21 protein-coding genes and 1 pseudogene are annotated in these 20,943 nt (G+C 64.7%); 11 read left to right on the top strand and 11 right to left on the bottom strand.

Going from position 1 to position 20,943, the window contains the following annotated elements:
- Positions 1 to 116 precede the first annotated feature (116 nt).
- Positions 117 to 1,676 carry a sigma-54-dependent transcriptional regulator gene (locus IEG05_RS01715; protein WP_191121547.1) on the bottom strand — a complete coding sequence of 520 codons (1,560 nt, stop codon included), beginning with the start codon at positions 1,674 to 1,676 and terminating at the stop codon, positions 117 to 119.
- 250 nt (positions 1,677 to 1,926) lie between these two features.
- On the opposite strand from IEG05_RS01715, the gene phhA reads away from it, so the two are divergent.
- From phhA to cynS, 5 genes are all read left to right on the top strand, one after another.
- Entirely contained in the window at positions 1,927 to 2,712 is a 786-nt protein-coding gene (phhA, locus tag IEG05_RS01710; protein ID WP_191121546.1) for a phenylalanine 4-monooxygenase, read from the top strand.
- A gap of 137 nt (positions 2,713 to 2,849) precedes the next feature.
- Complete coding sequence (locus IEG05_RS01705) at positions 2,850 to 3,206, top strand: 4a-hydroxytetrahydrobiopterin dehydratase (RefSeq protein ID WP_011914586.1); 357 nt, start codon at positions 2,850 to 2,852, stop codon at positions 3,204 to 3,206.
- Entirely contained in the window at positions 3,206 to 4,402 is a 1,197-nt protein-coding gene (locus IEG05_RS01700) for an amino acid aminotransferase (protein ID WP_191121545.1), read from the top strand. Before IEG05_RS01705 ends, IEG05_RS01700 begins: the two co-directional genes overlap by 1 nt.
- 203 nt (positions 4,403 to 4,605) lie before the next feature.
- Entirely contained in the window at positions 4,606 to 5,367 is a 762-nt protein-coding gene (locus IEG05_RS01695) for a phytanoyl-CoA dioxygenase family protein (RefSeq protein WP_046619315.1), read from the top strand.
- 84 nt (positions 5,368 to 5,451) lie between these two features.
- A complete protein-coding gene (gene cynS, locus IEG05_RS01690) occupies positions 5,452 to 5,901 on the top strand; it encodes a cyanase (RefSeq protein ID WP_013984013.1) in 450 nt (149 codons plus the stop codon).
- A 4-nt stretch (positions 5,902 to 5,905) separates the two neighbouring features.
- Here cynS and IEG05_RS23675 read toward each other — a convergent pair.
- Positions 5,906 to 5,989 (bottom strand): annotated as a pseudogene (locus tag IEG05_RS23675) (ankyrin repeat domain-containing protein); the annotation flags it as partial.
- A 202-nt stretch (positions 5,990 to 6,191) separates the two neighbouring features.
- Between IEG05_RS23675 and codB the strand changes: the two are divergent.
- On the top strand, positions 6,192 to 7,469 hold the full coding sequence (gene codB / locus IEG05_RS01685; protein WP_046619312.1) for a cytosine permease: 1,278 nt from the start codon (positions 6,192 to 6,194) through the stop codon (positions 7,467 to 7,469).
- 13 nt (positions 7,470 to 7,482) lie between these two features.
- Positions 7,483 to 8,718 (top strand): cytosine deaminase, encoded by a 1,236-nt coding sequence (gene codA, locus IEG05_RS01680; RefSeq protein WP_191121544.1) that lies wholly within the window; start codon positions 7,483 to 7,485, stop codon positions 8,716 to 8,718.
- On the opposite strand, the gene IEG05_RS01675 is transcribed toward codA, so the two are convergent.
- A complete protein-coding gene (locus tag IEG05_RS01675; protein WP_023445041.1) occupies positions 8,712 to 9,398 on the bottom strand; it encodes a c-type cytochrome in 687 nt (228 codons plus the stop codon). The genes codA and IEG05_RS01675 overlap by 7 nt on opposite strands.
- A gap of 460 nt (positions 9,399 to 9,858) precedes the next feature.
- On the opposite strand from IEG05_RS01675, the gene IEG05_RS01670 reads away from it, so the two are divergent.
- Together IEG05_RS01670 and IEG05_RS01665 are read left to right on the top strand one after the other, a co-directional pair.
- The gene (locus IEG05_RS01670; protein WP_042927133.1) at positions 9,859 to 10,362 is read left to right on the top strand and encodes an acyl-CoA thioesterase; all 504 of its coding nucleotides are present in this window, start codon (positions 9,859 to 9,861) and stop codon (positions 10,360 to 10,362) included.
- A 119-nt stretch (positions 10,363 to 10,481) separates the two neighbouring features.
- Positions 10,482 to 10,826: a zinc ribbon domain-containing protein YjdM gene (locus tag IEG05_RS01665; RefSeq protein WP_023445042.1), complete on the top strand. Its 345-nt coding sequence runs from the start codon at positions 10,482 to 10,484 to the stop codon at positions 10,824 to 10,826.
- A 47-nt stretch (positions 10,827 to 10,873) separates the two neighbouring features.
- On the opposite strand, the gene IEG05_RS01660 is transcribed toward IEG05_RS01665, so the two are convergent.
- A complete protein-coding gene (locus tag IEG05_RS01660; RefSeq protein ID WP_023445043.1) occupies positions 10,874 to 11,602 on the bottom strand; it encodes a DUF1294 domain-containing protein in 729 nt (242 codons plus the stop codon).
- Positions 11,603 to 11,730: 128 nt separating this feature from the next.
- Between IEG05_RS01660 and IEG05_RS01655 the strand changes: the two genes are divergently transcribed.
- A complete protein-coding gene (locus tag IEG05_RS01655) occupies positions 11,731 to 12,561 on the top strand; it encodes an NYN domain-containing protein (RefSeq protein WP_023445044.1) in 831 nt (276 codons plus the stop codon).
- Between the two features lie 10 nt (positions 12,562 to 12,571).
- Here IEG05_RS01655 and IEG05_RS01650 read toward each other — a convergent pair whose 3' ends face one another.
- Positions 12,572 to 13,972 (bottom strand): diguanylate cyclase, encoded by a 1,401-nt coding sequence (locus IEG05_RS01650; protein WP_191121543.1) that lies wholly within the window; start codon positions 13,970 to 13,972, stop codon positions 12,572 to 12,574.
- Positions 13,973 to 14,189: 217 nt separating this feature from the next.
- On the opposite strand from IEG05_RS01650, the gene IEG05_RS01645 reads away from it, so the two are divergent.
- Positions 14,190 to 14,570: a hypothetical protein gene (locus IEG05_RS01645; protein WP_179485706.1), complete on the top strand. Its 381-nt coding sequence runs from the start codon at positions 14,190 to 14,192 to the stop codon at positions 14,568 to 14,570.
- Between the two features lie 12 nt (positions 14,571 to 14,582).
- Here IEG05_RS01645 and IEG05_RS01640 read toward each other — a convergent pair whose 3' ends face one another.
- The 6 genes from IEG05_RS01640 to IEG05_RS01615 are packed head-to-tail and all read right to left on the bottom strand — an operon-like array spanning position 14,583 to position 20,737.
- Positions 14,583 to 15,509: an ABC transporter permease gene (locus IEG05_RS01640; RefSeq protein WP_191121542.1), complete on the bottom strand. Its 927-nt coding sequence runs from the start codon at positions 15,507 to 15,509 to the stop codon at positions 14,583 to 14,585.
- Positions 15,509 to 16,645 (bottom strand): ABC transporter permease, encoded by a 1,137-nt coding sequence (locus tag IEG05_RS01635; RefSeq protein WP_125859797.1) that lies wholly within the window; start codon positions 16,643 to 16,645, stop codon positions 15,509 to 15,511. The genes IEG05_RS01640 and IEG05_RS01635 overlap by 1 nt, the downstream gene beginning before the upstream one ends.
- Complete coding sequence (locus IEG05_RS01630) at positions 16,638 to 18,215, bottom strand: ABC transporter ATP-binding protein (protein ID WP_191121541.1); 1,578 nt, start codon at positions 18,213 to 18,215, stop codon at positions 16,638 to 16,640. The genes IEG05_RS01635 and IEG05_RS01630 overlap by 8 nt, the downstream gene beginning before the upstream one ends.
- On the bottom strand, positions 18,212 to 19,318 hold the full coding sequence (locus IEG05_RS01625; RefSeq protein ID WP_046619301.1) for a BMP family ABC transporter substrate-binding protein: 1,107 nt from the start codon (positions 19,316 to 19,318) through the stop codon (positions 18,212 to 18,214). Before IEG05_RS01625 ends, IEG05_RS01630 begins: the two co-directional genes overlap by 4 nt.
- Positions 19,319 to 19,343: 25 nt before the next feature.
- The gene (locus tag IEG05_RS01620; RefSeq protein WP_191121540.1) at positions 19,344 to 19,730 is read right to left on the bottom strand and encodes a VOC family protein; all 387 of its coding nucleotides are present in this window, start codon (positions 19,728 to 19,730) and stop codon (positions 19,344 to 19,346) included.
- Complete coding sequence (locus IEG05_RS01615; protein WP_191121539.1) at positions 19,727 to 20,737, bottom strand: isopenicillin N synthase family dioxygenase; 1,011 nt, start codon at positions 20,735 to 20,737, stop codon at positions 19,727 to 19,729. The genes IEG05_RS01620 and IEG05_RS01615 overlap by 4 nt, the downstream gene beginning before the upstream one ends.
- Positions 20,738 to 20,943 lie beyond the last annotated feature (206 nt).

The raw sequence follows: 20,943 nt of genomic DNA, 5'->3' as shown, positions 1-20,943 counted from the left end.
TGCGCATGTGCAAGTGCGCCCCCAAGACCTGATGCCCCCGCCGGCATAGCGCGCGGGCTGCCCACGAATCAACTCGGCGCGGCCAAACGGGCCCAGCCGAGACGGCGCGGCGTACCTCACGCCTCCGCCTTGCCCACCCCATGCTCGCGCAGTTTGTTGGCGATGGTGGTGTGCGACACGCCGAGTCGCTTGCCCAGCTGGCGGCTGCTCGGGAACTGCTTGTACAGCCCTTCCAGCACGGCCTTCTCGAAGCGCCCGACGATGCTCGCCAGATCGCCCTCCAGGGAGAAATCGCCCAGCGGCTGCGCCGCGCCGTAGCCCGGCAGGCGGATGTGCTCGGGCTTGATGGTGCCGCCCTCGCACAGCGAAACCGCCTGGAACAGGGTGTTCTCCAGCTGCCGCACGTTGCCCGGCCAGTGGTAGCCGGCCAGCCGCTCCAGCGCCTGCGGCGAGAGCGTCGGCAGCGGACAGCCGATCTGCCGGCTGGCCTGGTCGATGAAGTGCAGCGCCAGCGGCTGCAGGCCGTCGAGGCAATCGCGCAGCGGCGGAATATGTAGCGATAGCACGTTAAGCCGGTGATACAGATCCTGGCGAAACTGCCCGCTGCCGCAGAGTTCGGACAGATCGAGCTGGGTCGCGCAGATCACCCGCACATCGAGATAAACCTCCTCGTCGCTGCCGACCCGACGAAAGCCGCCGTCCTGCAGAAAGCGCAGCAGCTTGGCCTGCAGCCGCGGGCTCATCTCACCGACGCCGTCGAGAAACAGCGTGCCGCCGGCGGTCAGCTCCAAGAGGCCGAGCTTGCCTTCCGGCCGCGCGCCCTCGAAGGCGCCGGGGCCGTAGCCGAACAGCTCGGTCTCGGCCATCGACTCCGGCAGACCCGCGCAGTTGAGCGCCATGAACGGCGACTGCCCGCGCGGACTGGACAGGTGACAGGCGCGCGCCAAAAGCTCCTTGCCGGTGCCGGTCTCGCCTTCGATCAGCAGCGGCGCATCCAGCGGTGCCATGCGCCGCGCCTCACGCACCACCGCGGCCATCACTTTCGAGCTCTGGAAGATGCTGTCGAAGCCGCGCAGCTCCTGTTTGCGCACCTGGTAGATCCGCTCGCCGACCCGGTCGGCGCGATGCAGGGTCAGTACCGCGCCGGCCAATGCCTCGCTGTCGTCGTGTTCGGATTGCAGCGGGGCGATGTCGGCGAGAAACACGTCGCCCTTGATCTTCACCCGCAGGCCGTTGATCCGCGCCTTGTTGGCGCGTACCAGTTCGGGCAGGTCGAAGTCCTCGGCGTAGCGCGACAGGCTCAGGCCCGGCACCTCGTCGACGCGCACGCCGAGCAGTTGCGCGGCGGCACGATTGGCGGCAACGATGGCGCCGCTCATGTCGATGGACAGCACCGGAAACTCCAGCGCGCCGAGCAGCGCGTTGAGTTCCAGGGAATGCCGCTCGCTGGGCATCAGGCTGACCTTGCGTAGCTCGAACACGCCGGGCAGCGCCTCGATCTTCGGCCGCAGGGCCTGCAGCTGCAGGTTCATCAGGTTGGGACAGTGCAGGTAGATGGCGTTGCCCTGCTCGCCGCCGACCTCGCCGCGGGCGACGTTGATGCCGTAGTCGACCAGCAGGTTGAGCATGTCGCGCAGGATGCCGACGCGGTTCTGGCAGAGAATCTTGATACGCATGGCGAAGCCCTGTTGTTTTGTTGTGGGGCCGACGGCGCTTCGGTCGAGCGCCGCAAATTTCCGTCAAGATTATTTGCCAGATAAGCCGCTTGGCAATGCCGCCGATCCGGACATTGACGCAAACGTCAGGCTTTCCTTACAGGCAACATCCGGCAAGGTGCGATATTGCGCCACAGCGGGACTCGTCGAGGGTACGTCTTCGCGTTCGAATGAGGGCAACAACAAGATGCCCAAGCGGCCAGGAGTACCGATGAAGACGACCCACTACGTAGCCCGCGAACCGGACGCGCAGGGGCACATTCATTACCCCGACGCCGAACACGCGGTGTGGCAGACGCTGGTCGAGCGTCAGCTGAAACTGCTCGACGGGCGCGCCTGCCAGGAATACCTCGACGGCCTCGACCAGCTCGCCCTGCCCCGCGAGCGCATCCCACAGCTCGGCGAGATCAATCGCGTGCTGGCGGCAACCACCGGATGGCAGGTCAAGCGCGTACCGGCACTGATCCCCTTCCAGCGCTTTTTCGAACTGCTGGCGAGCAAGCGCTTCCCGGTCGCCACTTTTATTCGCACCCCGGAAGAGCTGGACTACCTGCAGGAGCCGGACATCTTTCACGAGATCTTCGGCCACTGTCCGCTGCTGACCAACCCCTGGTTTGCCGAATTCACCCACACTTATGGCCAACTCGGCTTGAAGGCCAGCAAGGAGGAACGGGTGTTTCTCGCACGGCTGTACTGGATGACCGTCGAGTTCGGTCTGGTGGAAACCCCGGCCGGGCTGCGCATCTATGGCGGCGGCATCCTCTCGTCGCCGAAGGAGACGCTCTACAGCCTGTCCGCCGAGCCGGAGCGGCAGCCGTTCGATGCAATGGAAGCCATGCGCACGCCCTATCGCATCGACATCCTGCAGCCGCTGTACTTCGTCCTGCCCGACCTCAAGCAGCTGTTCGACCTGGCCCAGCAGGACATCATGGCGATGGTCCGCGAGGCGATGCGCCTGGGCCTGCACCAGCCGAAGTTTCCGCCGAAGGCGGCGTGATCCGGCCTGTGCGGTGCTGGTGGGCTGAGGCCCCGTACGCCCTCCACCTATTCGGGTAGGGTGAGCGTCAGCCCGCCATCTTGCCTAAGCTTCAACCTTCAAAAACGACTTCGATCATCAAGAAAGGGACCTACACCATGACCGCCCTCGCCCAAGCCCAATGCGAAGCCTGCCGCGCCGATGCACCCAAGGTGTCCGATGAAGAACTGGCCGAGCTGATCCGCGAAATCCCCGACTGGAACATCGAAGTGCGCGGCGACCACATGGAGCTGGAGCGTGTCTTCCTGTTCCGCAACTTCCGCCACGCCCTGGCCTTTACCAACGCAGTCGGCGCCATCGCCGAGGAAGTCGGCCACCATCCCGCCCTGCTCACCGAGTGGGGCAAGGTCACCGTCACCTGGTGGAGCCACGAGATGCGCGGCCTGCACCGCAACGACTTCATCATGGCCGCCCGCACCGACCAGCTCGCCGCCAGCGCGGAGGGCCGCAAGTAATGCACTTCGGCCAGATTCCCCGCGTGCCCGGCGACCCGATCCTCGGTCTGATGGACCTGTATCGCGCCGACACCAACCCGGCCAAGCTCGACCTCGGCGTCGGCGTCTACAAGGACGCCCAGGGCCTGACGCCGATCCCGCGCGCGGTGAAGCTGGCCGAGCAGCGCCTGGTGGACAGTGAGCAGACCAAGAGCTACATCGGCGGCCACGGCGACGCCCAGTTCGGTGCCCTCTTGCTGCGTCAGGTGCTCGGCAGCCGCGCCATTGCCCTCGGCGAGCAGCGTGCCGGCTGCACCCAGGCGCCGGGCGGCACCGGCGCGCTGCGCCTGGCCGGCGAGTTCATCGCCAAATGTCTGCCAGGGCGCAGCATCTGGCTGAGCGATCCCACCTGGCCGATCCACGAAACCCTGTTCGCCGCCGCCGGCCTGCGCGTGCAGCACTACCCCTACGTCGATGCCGACAACCGCCTCGCTGTCGACGGCATGCTCGCCACGCTGCAACAGGTGCCGCCTGGCGACGTGGTGCTGCTGCACGCCTGCTGCCACAACCCCACCGGCTTCGACCTGAATCACGACGACTGGCTGCGGGTACTGGACGTGGTGCGCGCGCGCGAATTGCTGCCGCTGTTCGACTTCGCCTACCAGGGCTTCGGCGACGGACTGGAAGAGGACGCCTGGGCGGTACGGCTGTTCGCCGAAACGCTGCCGGAGATGCTCATCACCAGTTCCTGCTCGAAGAACTTCGGCCTCTACCGCGAACGCACCGGCGCGCTGATCGCAGTCACCAGCGATGCCGAGCGCCTGCTCGACGTGCGCAGCCAGCTCGCGTCGCTGGCCCGCAACCTCTGGTCGACGCCACCGGCCCACGGCGCCGCAGTGGTGGCGACGATCCTGGCCGATGAGCCGCTGCGGCAGATCTGGCAGGACGAGGTGGAGCGCATGCGCAGGCGCATCGCCAGCCTGCGTCAGGGGCTGGTCGAGGCGCTGACGCCCTATGGGCTGGCCGAGCGCTTCGCGCACATCGCCCGGCAGCGGGGGATGTTCTCCTATACCGGCCTGACCGCCGAGCAGGTACGCCAGCTGCGCACCGAAGATTCGGTGTATCTGGTGGAAAGCGGTCGCGCCAACGTCGCCGGGCTGGATGCCGAGCGCCTGGACGATCTGGCCAGGGCCATTGCACGGGTGGTGCAGGCCTGAACGATGTGAAGGTGCGCGCCGGTGACGCCGCTTCTGGCGACGCCGCCGGGTGCGCCGGAGCGAGAGAGCAGAGGCGCGGCTCGTGACCACGCGACTGGCTGCCGCAGCAGCGCCGGCACAGTAGCGCCGCAAGCTTTCAACCGGCTTTCAACGCGCGGCCGAGCTGCCTATGCTGGAGTCTGGCGCTCTACCCGGCCGATGCCATGACCGACTCCGTCACCCTTCGGCAACAGCTCGCCGCCCTGCATCAGCAGGGCTTCGTGCTGCTGCCTGCCGTACTCGATCCCGCGGGCATCGCGGCGCTGCGCGAAGCCATCGATGGCCTGGAACCCATCCACTGGGATTACCAGGGCCTGGTCGACGACCACTACAAGTGCGTCTTCAATCGCTCGCCGTTCTGGCTGCGCTTTCTTGATCTGCCCGGGGTGATCGAGCTGGCCGAGGCGGCACTCGGGACGGACTGCCATATCATCGGCCAGACCGCCTGGCGCAGCCGCCCGGGCTTTATCGGCGGCGAGCTGCATGCCGACTACCTGGCCATGGAGCTGCCGGAAAGCCTGCTGGCCGATCCCGCGTTCGAACTGCCGATGCAGATCTGCACCGCACACCTGTATCTGAATGACATCGACGCCGACCTCTGCCCGACGCTGGTGATCCCCGGCAGCCACCGCGCCGGGCGCAAACCGCAGCCGGGCGAAACCCAGTGGCACGGCCGCTCGGCCGAGCCCGTGCTGTGCAAGGCCGGCGACATGCTGCTGTTTCGCAGCGACCTCTGGCACACGGGCAGCCGCAACCGCAGCGCCGAGCGCAGCCGCTACCTGCTGCAGATCCACTATGGCCGGCGCATGGTGGCGCAGAAGTTCTCGCCCTACCTGCACTTTCGTTTCAATCCCGAGGTGCTGGCCGCCGCCACGCTGCGACAGCGTCGCCTGCTCGGCCAGCACGAAGCGGCCGAATACGACTGAACCCCCTGGCACCGAACCTGCATCGACCGAGGCCCGCCGCGCCCGTGCGGCCATTGACTCGCATTCGCCAGATGAGAATTCGCCATGATCAGCAGTCGTGAACAGGTCACCCAGATGATCGTCTCCGCCAAAGTGCGCAAGGGCCTGAAGTGGGCGCATGTCGCCGAAAGCATCGGCATGTCCAAGGAGTGGACCACCGCCGGTTGCCTCGGTCAGATGGCCTTCGACAAGGCCCAGGCGGAAACCCTGGGGCAGCTCTTCGAGCTCTCCGACGAAGCCGTCGCCTGGCTGCAGATCGCCCCCTACAAGGGTTCGCTGCCCACCGCGGTGCCGACCGACCCGCTGATCTACCGCTGGTACGAGCTGGTCAACGTCTACGGCACCACCATCAAGGAGCTGATTCACGAGGAGTTCGGTGACGGCATCATGAGCGCCATCGACTTCTCCATGGATATCCAGCGCCAGAGCGACCCCAAGGGCGACCGCGTCAATGTGGTGCTGTCCGGCAAGTTCCTGCCCTACAAGAGCTACTGAGGGTTCAGCGGGTGCGGATCTCCCCGCGCGCCAGGCTTTCCACGCTGTTGCCCAACGGGTCCGCCGCGTTCAGGTCCGCACCGCACGCGGTGGCCAGCTGGGGAGAGAATGTCGCTCCGCTTGTGCGAGCTTCGCGCTAGGGCGTCATTCCGGTGCGCGCAGCCAGCTCGTTGCACCAGCACGAGCCAGCCTTGATGGCGGCGTCATCGCGTGCGCGCCGAGTTGGCCGATCGGTCAGCAATGGCATGGCATCTGCAATCTGGCTGCATCCACCTTGCGGAGCAACCACCATGAAACAGCCCGTCGATACCGACTACCCCCTGAGCGAAGTGCCCGCCGGCGCGCGCAAGGGGCTGTGGTCCACCTCCATCCTGCTGTTCGGCTTCACCTTCTTCACCGCCACCATGTTCGCCGGCGGCAAGATCGGCCTGGCCTTCGACTTCAAGACCATGCTCTGGGCCGCGGTGATCGGCAACCTGCTGCTCGGCCTCTATGCCGCCGCGCTCGGGCTGATCGCCTGCCGCAGCGGGTTGAACTCGGTGCTGATGGGGCGCTTCTGCTTCGGCGAGGTCGGCAGCCGGCTGTCCGACTTCCTGCTCGGCTTCACCCAGATCGGCTGGTACGCCTGGGGCACGGCGACCATCGCCATCGTCCTGGTGCGCCTGCTGGCGTTGCCGGAAAGCTGGACGATGCCGTTGATGGTGCTGTTCGGCTTCGGCTTCTGCCTGACCGCCTTCGTCGGCTACAAGGGCCTCGACCTGCTCTCGCGCATCGCGGTGCCGGCGATGCTGATCCTGTTGATCGCTTCGCTGTGGACCGCGACCCGTGACATTGGCGGGCTGGACGGCCTGCTGGCGGTGCAGCCGGGCGACAGCCTGACCCTCGGCATGGCCATCACCATGATCTTCGGCACCTTCGTCAGCGGCGCGACCCAGGCCACCAACTGGACGCGCTTCGCCCGCAGCAGCAAGGTCGCGGTATGGGCCAGTCTGATCGGCTTCTTCATCGGCAACGGCCTGATGATCGTCGCCGGCGCCTACGGGGCCATCGTCTACCAGCAGCCGGACATCGTCGAAGTGCTGGTGCTGCAGGGCCTGTCGATGGCCGCGGTGGTGATGCTCTTTCTCAACCTCTGGACCACTCAGGACAACACCATCTACAACTTCGCCGCGGCCGGCTGCAATCTGCTGCGCACCGAGCGCCGCCGCCTGGTGACCCTGGGCGGCGCCTTCGTCGGCACGCTGCTGGCGCTGGGCGGCATGTACGAACTGCTGATCCCCTTCCTGATCCTGCTCGGCTCGATCATTCCGCCCATCGGCGGCGTGATCATGGCGGACTACTTCTACCGTCATCGCGGGCAATACCCGAAACTGGCCGAGGCGCGCCTGCCGAAATACAACAGCCTGGGCCTGGCGGCCTATGTGCTGGGCGCCGCCTGCGCCTATTTCTCGCCCTGGGTGGCGCCCATCGTCGGCATACTGGTGGCCGCCGCAGCCTATATTGTGCTGTACGAGGGTCAGCGCCTGGCCCTGTCGCGCACGGTGCTGACGCAAACCGACGCACGCTGATCAAGGAGTCACCATGAACATCCTCAACGCCCGCCTGCGCGGCCGCAGCGGCCTCTACCGCATCGAACTAAACGGCGCGCGGATTGCCGCCATCAGCGCGCAGCAGGCGCCGGCCGAAGCCAACGAGGGCGATATCGACGCCGCCAGCAATCTGGTGGTGCCGCCCTTCATCGAGCCGCACATTCACCTCGACGCGACCCTCACCGCCGGTCAGCCAGCCTGGAACATGAGCGGCACGCTGTTCGAAGGCATCGAGCGCTGGGGCGAGCGCAAGGCGCTGGTCACCCACGAGGACACTAAGGCGCGGGCGAAGAAGACCATCGACATGCTGGTCGACCACGGCATCCAGCATGTGCGCACCCACGTCGACGTCACCGATCCGACGCTGTCGGCACTGAAGTCGATGCTTGAGGTGCGCGAGGAAACCCGCCACCTGATCGACCTGCAGATCGTCGCCTTCCCACAGGAGGGCATCGAGTCATTCAAGGGCGGTCGCGAGCTGATGACCGAGGCGATCGGCATGGGCGCCGATGTGGTCGGCGGCATTCCGCACTTCGAGAACACCCGCGACCAGGGCGTCAGCTCGATCAAGTTCCTCATGGACCTGGCCGAGCGCAGCGGCTGTTTGGTGGACGTGCACTGCGACGAAACCGACGACCCACAGTCACGCTTTCTCGAAGTGCTCGCCGAGGAAGCCCGTGTGCGCGAGATGGGCGATCGCGTCACCGCCAGCCACACCACGGCGATGGGCTCTTACGACAACGCCTACTGCTCCAAGCTGTTCCGCCTGCTCAAGCTATCGAAGATCAACTTCGTCTCCTGCCCGACCGAGAGCATCCACCTGCAGGGCCGCTTCGATACCTATCCCAAGCGCCGCGGGCTGACCCGTGTGGCCGAGATCGACCGCGCCGGAATGAACGTCTGCTTCGGCCAGGATTCCATCGTCGACCCATGGTATCCGCTGGGCAACGGCAACATCCTGCGCATCCTCGAAGCCGGGCTGCACATCTGTCACATGCTCGGCTACGAGGACCTGCAGCGCGGCCTGGACCTGATCACCGACAACAGCGCACGGACGCTGAACCTGGGCGAGCGCTACGGACTGGAAGTGGGGCGCCCGGCCAACCTGCTGGTGCTGTCGGCGCCGGACGACTACGAGATGCTGCGCACCCAGGGCCATGCCCTGCTTTCGGTGCGCAATGGCGAAGTACTGATGCGCCGCACGCCGGCGAAGATCCAGCGTTACTGAGCGGCGGCTGTAACGTTGCGCAAACGGTTGATGTTGGCCATCTCCTCGGCCGGCGTCAGCTTCAGCTGCGAGAGATAGGCCGCCAGCGCCTCCACGTCTGTCGCGGAAAGCTGCGCGGCGACGCCAATCATCACCGAACCTGCGCGGCTGGGATCGTTCTCGCGGAAACGCGTCAATGCCTTGCGGATGTACTCGTCGGGCTGTCCGGCCAGCCGCGGCATGGTCTCCATGCCCTCCGCATGCGCGCCATGGCAGCCGGTGCAGGTGGTCTGGAAGATCTTCTCGCCGGTATTGCGCAAGGCTGCATCCGTCGCACCTTCCGGCGGATTGACCTTCTGCTGGCTGAAGAACACCGCGATGTTCACCCGCTCCTCCATGCTGAGATTCTGCGCCAGCTTGGACATGACAAAGTCGGTGCGCTCGCCGCTGGCGAACTTCTCGAAGGCGTGGAACAGGTATCGCGGATTCTGCCCGGCAAGATTGGGAATGTGCTTGCGCTTGCTGTTGCCGGTTTCGCCGTGGCAATAGGAACAGAACACGGCGCGTTCCTGACCGGCCAGGCTGGCCTGCTCACGCCGTTGCTCATCGGCCATGACGTAGTTGAAGCGCTCGACGACCGCCTCGCTGGCATGAGTCAGCGGAACGAAGCAGGCGAGCAGGGCAAGAGCGAGCGTACGCATGAGGAGGCATCCGTTACTTGAAGTAGTTAGTGGCCTGTTAGGGTTCAGTTGGTCAATTTCGGCGCCCATGGCCCCGATACTGTGTCGCAGCGCCTTGTCTCGGAGCCATGTTCATCCGATCTTGCCTCGACCCACTCACCCCACAGGCCATTAGGATTTTTTGGGCATCCGACTATAAAAAGCGCCAAGCCAGCGGACCCCGGCACAGGTCAACAAAAGTGCTGTTGTGCGAGACGTCGGCGCCATCCGTGAGCCGCGTCACACGTCGCCGCCGGACCTGAGGACAGGAACATGACACTCATGCCGTAGCTGGCGCTTTTTCCGCCAAATGACAGAAGTGCGCGTCTTTGCCGCATTGACGATAGAAAAAATCGATGAAGCGTTTTGCTGGAAACGCCAGACAGGAAGGAGGCATTCGACTAAAGTAGCAACCCTTCACCACCGAGGAGCCGTAACCCCCATGCTAGATGGACATGCAGAGCTGACCATGACCGTGCTGATGACGCCGGACAAAGCCAATTTTTCCGGCAACGTACATGGCGGCACGCTGCTCAAGTATCTCGACGAGGTCGCCTACGCCTGCGCCAGCCGCTACGCCGGGCAGTACGTCGTCACCCTCTCGGTGGATCAGGTGGTGTTCCGCCAGCCGGTGCATGTTGGCGAACTGGTCACCTTCCTCGCCTCGGTCAACTACACCGGTACCACTTCGATGGAGATCGGCATCAAAGTCGTCACCGAAGACATTCGCGAGAAGACCGTGCGCCACACCAACAGCTGCTTCTTCACCATGGTCGCCCTCGGCGAAGACGGCAAACCGGTAGCGGTACCGCCGCTCAACCCGAAGACGCCTGAACAGCAGCGTCGTTTCGCCCAGGCCTACCAGCGCCGCGAAATCCGCCGCGAACTGGAACATCGCTACAGCGAGCTACGCGCTGGCAACGAGCGCCTCACCGCCGTGAAGTAAGCGCTACTCCGTGAAACCACGTGGAATCCGGCCAGCCTGGATTCCACGGCGGCCCCAAATTTGTAACAAAACCTTATACAATGCACGGCTTTCCGCATCCCGCCCCCTGAGGATCTGCCGTGAGCTCGCTGCCACCCTGCCCCAAATGCAACTCCGAATACACCTACGAAGACGGCCAGATGCTGGTCTGCCCCGAGTGCGCCCATGAGTGGTCCGCAACTGACGGCGCGGCTGCCGCGAGCGAAAGCGACAAGGTGATCAAGGACTCGGTAGGCAACACACTGCAGGATGGCGACACCATCACGGTAATCAAGGACCTCAAGGTCAAGGGCTCGTCGCTGGTGGTCAAGGTCGGCACCAAGGTGAAGAACATCCGCCTGGTCGACGGCGACCACGATATTGACTGCAAGATCGACGGCATCGGCGCGATGAAACTGAAGTCCGAGTTCGTCAGAAAAGTCTGAGCCGCGATGCTCGTCCGAAAGCCCGGCATTCGCCGGGCTTTCGCGTTTCACAGCAGCCGCAACAGCCAGTCCAGCCGCTCGCGGGTAAAGCCGCTACCAACGAACAGCAGATCGATCCAGAACGCCTGGTGCAGCACCACGATCAGCCAGAACGCCAGCTGATAGCTCAGCTTGCGGGTCTTGTGGCGAAAGACCTGCTGCGCCACGAGCGCACCCGGCCAGCCGCCGGCCAGCTCGAAGAAATGCAGTGTGGTTTCCGGTGTGCGCCAGCGATCCTTCAGCGCGCTGTGCTTGTCGCGCCAGTAGAGGACGAAGGTCAGCAGGCTGGCGACGGCATAGATCGCCAACGGCAACACCGCACCGAGGCGCAGGAGGCTACCCGCCAACGGCAGCAGACAGAGCAGCCCGAACAGCACCAGCTTGAGGGGAAGCTGCTGGATGTTGCCGGCGACCAACTGGCGAGCAGGCTTGCCAGCGGCCCGCGCCGTCGCGCGCGGACGGGCCTGTTGCTCGTCCGGCTTGCGCTGACTGCCCGGGCGCTGGCGAATCGCTGGCTGGTCCAGCGTCAGCGGCGCATCCAGCCGCAGATGCTCGGCACGTAGCCGGCCTTGGGGATCGCGCCCCGATACGTAGAGCACACGATCACCAACCAGCGGCCGACGCTCGCCATGCACGGCCGAGATGTGCGCGAAGACATCCTCGCCGCCCTGCTCCGGGCGAATGAAGCCGAAGCCCTTCTGGTCGTTCCAGCTTTTCAGCGTGCCTCGCTGTTCCATGCACCGCAATCCATGTGATCAAAGCCGCGCATGCTAACCGAGCTCGGCATGCGTTGGCAGCACGCCGCTATGGCCATGGCACGGTGGTCGGCGTTATGGTCGGGCGATCTCCAGTCCAGGGAAGAAGCATGGCCAGCAAGCCCAACAGTTCGAACAAGCAGAAGCACCTCGCCGTGCTGATCGACGCCGACAACGCGCCCGCCGCCATCGTCGAAGGGCTGTTCGAGGAAATCGCCAAATACGGGGTCGCCAGCGTCAAGCGCATCTACGGCGACTGGACCAAACCCAACCTCGGCAGCTGGAAGAAGGTGCTGCTCGACTACTCGATCCAGCCGATCCAGCAGTTCGCCTACACCTCGGGCAAGAACGCCACCGACAGCTCGCTGATCATCGACGCCATGGACCTGCTCTACACGCGGCGTTTCGACGGCTTCTGCCTGGTTTCCAGCGACAGCGACTTCACGCGTCTGGCCGCGCGCATCCGCGAAGAGGGCCTGACGGTGTACGGCTTTGGTGAGCAGAAGACGCCCTCGCCCTTCGTCTCTGCCTGCGACAAGTTCATCTACACCGAAATCCTGCGCGCCGATGCCGCCAAAACGACATCCGAGCCACCGTCATCGGAAAAGCTCGCCGCGGCCGCGGCGCAGGTGGAAGAAAGCAGCAAACCGCCGAAGGCCGGCGACAAGGGCGACACCATCAAATGTCAGCAGGTGCCGGTGGACTTCATCGCCAAGGTGCTCGACGACCTTTCGGAGGAAGACGACTGGATTCAGCTGGGCACTCTCGGACAGAACATCAGCAAGCTGCGTCCGGCCTTCGATCCGCGGCTGTATGGCTGCAAGAAGCTCAGCGACCTGATCGCCAACCAGCCCAAGCGCTTCGACCTGGAATCACGGGGCAGCAGCGCCACCGGCGGCAAGGACCTCTACGTGCGCCTACGCAAACCCGGCAAGCACTGAGCACCGCCACTCAGCTCGCCTGCTCGTCCGGCGCATGGCAGCAGACGCGGTCCCGGCCCTCATGCTTGGCGCGGTACAGCGCGGCGTCGGCACGGCGCAGCAGGCTGTCCACTGTGTCCGTCGCGTTTAGCTCGGCGACACCGGCGCTGAGGGTCTGCGTCTGGCCAGTACTGAAAGACAGCGCCCGCGACTGCTCGCACAGGCGCTCGGCAAACGCCGCAGCCTGCTGGCTGCTAGTTTCCGGGCACAGCAGAAGGAACTCCTCCCCACCCCAGCGGCCCACGGCGTCACTGCCGCGCAGACCGGATACCAGCAGGTCAGCGAACTCCTTGAGGACGCGGTCCCCCATCTGATGGCCGAACTCGTCGTTGATGGATTTGAAATGGTCGATATCCAGCATGACGATCGACAGCGGCCGGCTGTAACGCCGCGCCTGCTCCAGCGCCCTGGCGAAACGCCGATCCAGGGCGGCGCGGTTGGCCAGGCCGGTGAGCGGATCGGTCTGCGATTTGACCTGCAGCTGCTCGTTCAACCGGCGCAGCCGGCCGATCCAGAACAGGCTGGTCAGCAGCATCACCGAAAAGACCACGACGATCTGCACGACCAGACGGTAGTCGGTGCCCGACTCGACGCGAATCGGCGCATGCCTGTTGGCGATCTGGTTCAGCTCACCCGGGGTGATCGTCGCAATCGCCTTGTCCAGGATGTCGCGCAGCACCGGCTCGCTCTTCAGCACGCCGATGCGAAACTGATTGTCGAGACTCGTCAGCTGCCCGGCGATCTTCAGATTGAACCAGCCTTCGCGGCGAATGGTGTAGGCAGCCACGGTCAGCGAGCGCACGGTGAGGTCGGCCTTGCGCTCGTTCACCAGCGCCAGCGCCTGGGCATCCGTGTCGGTGCTGATGACGCGCAACCGGGGAAAGTCCCGCCGCACGCTTTCCTCGACGGAGGTGCCGACCGGCAGCGCGACGGTCACGTCATCGAGAGCAGACAGATCGGCCACGTACGGATGATCTTCCCGCGCGATGACCACGTTGGCGTCGGTGAACAGCGGTTGGGTGAAGATCAGCCAGGCATCACGCACCGGCGTCTGGTTGAGGAAGCTGAGCAGCTGGCAGCGGCCAGCCTGGGAGAACGCCACCGACTGGCCCCAGTCGCTGGTCGCCACGATATCCAGTTGCAGCCCCGCCCGTTGTGCAACGAGGCGCAGCAGATCGGCAGCGATCCCTTCGTGCTCACCGCGGGCGTTGAGCATCTCGAACGGCAGCCAGTCCGGGTCGACGCAGATGCTGACCGAGCGGTTGCCAGCCAGCCAGTCGCGCTCGACGGCGCTCAAGTCGAGTCTCACATCGGCCGCAGCCGACACCGTGACTGACAGGGCCAACAATGCGATGAGCAGAAACCTTGTCACTTCAGCCACCCTCGGAAGGACCGCACGTAACATTGGCGACGGCTGAAGTTCAACACGGCACAAATGGCACGGCAAGATAGATCATGGCTTTGAGCCATCACAAATCATGCCAACCATTTTTTTGACGCTCCTAATCATTTGCAATCATTGACTGACGCATCGATCGAACCGACCGTGGGCACGCTCTTCTAAAGGGGACCGAATATTGGAGGTTTCAATGAGCAAGCAGCTATTTCTCGCCTGCGGTCTGGCGCTCTGCGCCCCGCTGGCGTTCGCACAAACGCCGCCGCCGGAAGTGGTCACCCACCTCAACGGCCTCGATGTTGAGATCAGCCCAATGGGCGTGCCGGCCAAATCCGAAGGGGTCGAGGGCGAACTGCTCGGGGTACGGGCGGTGAAGGTGATGAACCGCACTGGCGGCCAGATCACCTGCGAGTTCCATGTGCCGAACGACGCGCGCTCGGATACTTCGGCGTCGCCGGTTTTCACCGTCGCGCCAAATACCCAGCGCACCGAGCGGGTGCCTGGGAACTACTCGCCGGACGAGCCTTACGCGGAGATCACTTGCCGCTCCAGCGACCAGAGCCCGGCGCAATAAGCGCCGTGACCTTCAGCGGCGCTCCTCGCGGATAAAGGGAATACCCAGCGCGCCCGGCTGATTGCCGGAAACGTTCTTGCCGCTGGCAACCCAGATCATCACTGCCAGGGTCACGGCGTAGGGCGTCATCAGCACGAAGTACTGCGGCAGACGCACCCCGGCAGCGGCCAGTTGCGGGATCAGCGCCTCGATGCAGCCGAACAGCAGCGCACCGGCCAGGGCCTTCCACGGCGACCAGCGCGCGAAGATCACCAGCGCCACGGCAATCCAGCCGCGCCCGCCAGTCATGTCGGCGATCCACAGCTTGGTGCTGAGCACCGAGATATAACCGCCGGCCAGGCCGATCAGCGCGGAGCCGGCGAGAATCGCTGCCAGCCGGTAACCGAGCACCGAAATCCCGGCCGCATCCGCCGCCTGCGGGTTCTCTCCGACGGCACGCATCCGCAGGCCGGTGGTCGTGCGAGCAAGAAACCAGACCACGGCAAGAAAGATCAGCGGCGTCATGAACACCAGCGGGTTCTGCACGAAGAGCTTGCCCAGCAGCGGCAGCTCCGACAGCGGCCACAGCTCGACCGCGCCCAGCCCCTTGACCGGCTTGTTGGTCCAGTCCAACAAGGTGCCGAGCAGGCCGGTCAGCCCCTGGCAGAAGAACACCAGCGCCAATCCTGCGATCACTTGATTGATGCGCAGCACCAGCACCATCAGTGCGAACAACAGCGACACCACGGCAGCTGCGCCCATCGCCAGCAACAGCGAAGTGCCATGGCTGCCGAACGCCAGCTGCGCGCCAATCCCGGCCAGCGCGCCGACCAGCATCAGCCCTTCGGCGCCCAGCGCCAGGACGCCCGCGCGCTCGGTGAGGATCAGCCCCAGCGCAGCGAGGGCGAAGGGCACGGCGAAGTCCGGTGTGTTGCCTAGCCAGTTGGCGATCATGTCCATCAGCTTTCGCCTCCCTGAACGCGGCGGATACGGTGGCGGATAAAGAAATCCGACGAGGCGACGCAGATCACCAGGATCGCCTGGATCAACTGCACCATGGAAAAGGGGATCTGGTAGAACACCTGCAAGCTGCGCCCGGCGACGAACAGCATCGCCATCAACAGCGCCACCACCAGCGCCGCCACCGGGTTATTGCGCGCAAGGAAGGCGATGAGGATGCCGGAGAAGCCATAGCCCTGATAGAACGACTGGGTCAGCCGCCCCTCCTGCCCGGCGGTGACGAGAAACCCGGCGATCCCGGCCATGGCACCGGAAACCAGCACCGTGCCGATGATCATTTTCTGCACCGGCACGCCCACCGCGCCGGCCACTCGCGGGTTGGCATCGACAAAGCGCAGGTACAGCCCGGCGCGGGAGATGCCGAGAAACCACAGCGCCAGCAGCGCAACGACTACCGCCAGTGGCACTGCCGCACTGATGCCGTCGAACAGCTCGGGCAGGCGCTCGAACGGCTGGAACTGTGGTGAATAGGGAAACGAGCTTTTCGGGTCCTTCCAGCTTCCGTACAAAAGGTGCAGTAGGAAGTTGATCGCCAAGTAGTTGAGCATCAGCGTCGAGATGATCTCGTTGACCTTCAGCCGCAGCTTGAGCAACACCGGCGCCAGCGCCCAGAGCAGCCCGCAAAAGATCGCCGCTGCGAGCATCAGCGGCAGACGCAGCGCCTGCGGGCCGATCTCGAACAGCGAGATCGCCGTCGCTCCGATGGCGCCCCAGATCATCTGACCCTCAAGCCCGAGGTTCCAGAACTTGGCGCGGAACGCCATGCAGCCGGCCAAGCCGACGAGGATCATCGGCGATGCCTGAAACAAGACCGCTTTCAGGCTCTGTGCATCGAATACCGTGAGGATGACAAACTCATTGAGCAGCTCACCGGCCGGTACGCCAGCAGCGATCAGGATGGCGGCGGAAATACCCAGCCCCAACAGCAGGGCGAGACCGATGATCACAGCCTGCCAATGCCAAGCCAGTTGCTGGCGAATCTCCAGTGCGTAACGCCGCGACAGCAGCGGCTGTTTCGGGCGCTCGGCCGCTTGCGCAGCCTGCTCCAGCATCACGGGGCGCACCTGTTCATTCATGGTTTACCCCTTCTAGACTCAACTCGCCATGGCTCAGCTCCCCATGGCTGACCATCGCCCTACCAATGGCCTGGCGATCCGCGGGCCGGTCGAACTCGGCAACAATGCGCCCGGCGTTCATCACACCGATGCGGTCGGCAAGGGCCAGTACTTCGTCGAGGTCTTCGCTGATCACCAAGATGGCCGCGCCGGCATCGCGGGCGGCGCGCAGGCGGCCATGCACGGCAGCGGTGGCGCGTACGTCGAGCCCGCGACTGGGGCTGTGTACCAACACCAGTTGCGGGTCGCGGGAGAATTCGCGGGCGATCACCAGCTTCTGCGCGTTGCCACCGGAGAGCAGCGCGGCCTTTTGCTTCAGGGAGCGCACGCCCTGCACGTCGAATCCGGCCACCGCCTCTGCGGCGTCGGCCTCCAGACGCTTGCGCCGGAGATTGAAGAACGAACCATAGCGCCCACTGTGGATCTGCCCGACACCGAAGTTCTCGGCCACCGAGAGCTCGCCAGCCAGCGCGGTGCCGTAGCGATCGGCCGGAATCGAGGCGATGCGCAACTCCCGGCGCTGCTCAGGGCTGGCCCGGCGCAGATCGCCAAAACCGGTCAATTCCAACGTGCCTTCGCAGGACTCGGGCAAGCCCATCAACACGTTCGCCAACTCGCTCTGGCCGTTACCGCCGACGCCAGCGATGCCGTAGATCTCGCCCGCGCGCAGGCTCAGCGTCACGCCATTGAGTGCGCCATGCTCGCCCCCGCCGGTCGATCTGAGATCACGCACTTGCAGCCGCACCTCGCCGGGCGTCGCCGGTTGATACTCGCTGGCCGGTGCGGATTCGCCCACGGTCAGGCGCACCAACTCCGGCACGGAGACCGTATGCGGATCGAGGGTTTGAATCGTCCGTCCGCCGCGCATCACGGTGACGCGGTCGGCAAAGCGTTTCACATCGCTCATCTTGTGGGTGACAAGGATCACCGCTGCGCCCTGACGAGCAAAGGCGCGCACCGTTTCCAGCAGGCGCTCGGCTTCCCCATCGGTCAGCACCGCTGTTGGCTCGTCGAGAATCAATATCCGCGCCCCCGCCAGCAGCACCTTGAGAATTTCCACCCGCTGTTGCTCGGCCACGGACAGGGACTCGGTGACCTGCTGCGGGTCGATGGTGAAACCCAGCTCTGCTGCCTTGTCGCTGATCCGCTGCTCCAATGCGGCCAAGCGCTGCCGATGGCTGCCCGAGAAGGCGTGGTTACCCGGCCCTTCGGGCAGGGCCAGCTGAATGTTCTCGGCCACGGTAAAAGGCTTCACCAGCTTGAAATGCTGATGGACCATGCCGATGTGGTAGCGGCTCGCGTCGCGCGGGCCGCTGAGCCGCACCGCATTGTCATTGATCAACAGCGATCCGCTTTCCGGTGCGTAGAGGCCGGCGGCGATGTTCATCAGCGAGGATTTGCCTGCGCCGTTCTCGCCAAGCAGCGCGTGCACTTCGCCCCATTTGGCGGTGAAATCCGCTTGGGACAGGGCCATGAAGCCGTCGAACGACTTGCTCACCCCGGTCAGCTGGATCGCGTTGAGGTTGCTCATTGCTGGGTGATCACTCCCTTGACGAACCAGTCCATCTGCCACAGCGCAGGGTCGGCCATGACCTCGCCGGCGGCGATGCGCTCGGTGCCGTCACGGTCGACCATGGGCCCGGCATAGATCTTCTTCTCGCCTTTGAGCAGCTCTTCGCGAGCCGCCATGATCTTCGCCTTGTCTGCTTCGGAAACCGCCGGGCCGCAGCAGGCCGCGTCGGTGCCGCCTTCGGCCATGGACAGCAGCGCGCCGTTTTCCGGTGGCGTCCAGTTACCGGCGCTGATCTTCTTCAGCTCCGGCGCGAGGAACTTGTCCCACACCCAGACCGAGGAGCAGACGGTGGCGTCCGGGGCGAACTCGCGCATGTCTCGGTGGTGGCCAGTGCCGTGCACGCCGCGCTCCTGGGCGACGATCTGCGGTGTCGGGCTATCGACGTGTTGGCCGAGCACATCGGCGCCGGCGTCGATCAACGCCATGGCGGCGGCGCGTTCCTTGACCGGATCGTTCCAGGAACCGGTGTACACGACGGTCACGGTGGCGTCCGGGTTGATCTGCTGGGCGCCGAGGGCGAAGGCGTTGACCGTCCAGTTGACTTGACCGAAGGGATTGGCCGCGACAAAGCCGAGCTTGCCGGTCTTCGACGCCGCGCCCGCGGCCATGCCGCAGAGGTACTGGCTTTCGTAGGTACGGCCGTAGAAGGATTCGAGATTGCCGCTGTTGGTGGTGCCCGAACCGTTGAGGAAGGCCACGTCCGGATACTTGTCTGCCAGCTCCTTGAAGGTGTCCGAGTAGCCGAAGGCGGTGCCGATGATGACGTTGGCGCCGCGCTGGATCAGCCGGTCCACGGCCGGGCGGATCGAAGAGGCATTCTCCGGCACGCTCTCGACGTACTGGATCTTGGTATCCAGCTCGGTTTCGAGCTTCTGCCGCGCCTCGTCGAAGGCCTGAGTCCAGCCGCCGTCATTGCGCGGGCTGATGTAGAGCATGGCGATCTTCGCCGGTTTATCGAGCGTCAGCCCCTGCCCTTCCTGCGCCGAAGCCAGGCCCGCCGCGCCTATCAGGCCGAGAGCCACCGCCGCACACAAGGTCCGTTTCATGAACTTATTCAGCATTTTTGATTTCCTGATGGTGGGATCGTCAAAGCATGTGGTTGATGCGGAACACGTTTTTCTCGGGGTCCAGCAGCACCGCCTGATACCAGTGGTAATAGGTCTCGTAGGGCGCCTTGATCAGCGTCGCGCCCATGGCGACGGCAACGGGCACCAGGCGGTCGATCTCGTCTTTCGAGTCGACGTCGATGTTCAGCAGGAACTTGCAGCCGTGCGTGTCGGCGTACTCGTCCAGCTGCAGCAGTTCATAGGCTTCCGGCGCGTTGAAGCCGATGCAGCTCTTGCCGGTATCCAGCCCGCGAAAAATCGGTGAGGCGATCTCGGGAATGTTCCTGAAGCCGAACAGCTCGCGATAGAAGCCGCTCAGGGCTTCGATGTCGCGGGCGAAGACGTTGACGTAGGAAAGCGTGCTCATGCGACCTCCAGGCCTTTGCCGAAGGTGGTCTGCTTGACGAACTTGGAGAGCAGGTTGTCGCCGGACGTAACCGGCGCGTGGCGTGGCGCTTCGCCCTCCGACAGGCATCCCGGCAGGCACTCGATCAACGCGTCATAGTTGGGCTGGTGGAAGAACACCAGTGACTGTCGCCCGTTGTTGGCAGGGCTGTCCTCGGGCGGGTTGACCACCCGATGCAGCGTGGAAATCCACTGATCGTTGGTCCACTGCATCATCAGGTCGCCGATGTTCACGGCGAAGCCGTTCTCTACATAGGGCACGTCCACCCATTCGCCCTGGCGGTTGCGCGCCTGCAGACCGCCCAGCGCGTTGTCCGGCTTGACGATGGTCAGGCTGCCGTAATCGGTGTGGGCACTGGCGCGCAACTGCCCGGGCTCGACCGCGCCCCTCACGTCCGGATAGCTGAGGCTGCGGAACATGCTGATGTGCTTGTCGATCTTGTCGTCGAAGAAGGTTTCCGGCAGCTCCAGTGCCAGGGCGAAGATGCGCATCAGCGACTGCGACAGCTCGCTCATGGCAGCGAAATATTCGCGATAGGCCTGCTCGAAGCCCTCGATGCCGCCGGGCCAGACGTTCGGCGCGAAATGCGGGCCGGCTGCGGCGCAACGGTAGTAGTCCTTATCCGGCACATCGCTGGGTCCGATGGAAAAGGATTCCTTGAGATCGCCGGGCGCCGCCTCCTCCATCGAATACGACAGGCTCTCTTCGGCGATGGCGCTGTAGCCGCGCACCATTTCCGGGCTGGGCCGGTCGACCTTGCGCTTTTCCGGCAACGGCAAGGCGAAGAACTGCCGCGTCAGCCGCGACACGCGCTCGATCAGTTCGGTGGGGATCTGGTGATTAGTGATGACCAGAAAGCCGATGTCGCGACAGGCCTGGTCCACGGCCTTGGCCACCTGGGCCTTGCCCTCCGGCGTACCGGCGAAATACGGCGCCAGGTCGATGATGGGAACGTATTGCAGAGTCATGGGTGAAGCACTCCTCTGACGCAGGGCGGAAACTGAGCGCGTCGCCAGTGGCGCAGGCGCTTCTCTGTATGTGCGATGCCGCCGCCCTTTGCACACGGGCGACTTTCGAGGAGAGAGCAGAAAGCGTGCCACCGGATCGATTCGCTTGTGGATCAGTGGTTTAGCGTTATGGCGGGAAAATAACGGATCAAATGGTCCGGTTCGGA

The sequence above is a fragment of the Stutzerimonas kunmingensis genome (assembly GCF_014764705.1).
GTDB lineage: Bacteria > Pseudomonadota > Gammaproteobacteria > Pseudomonadales > Pseudomonadaceae > Stutzerimonas.
The sequence above is the reverse complement of the archived record's forward strand: the minus strand, read 5'-3'. Positions and strand labels throughout refer to the sequence as shown.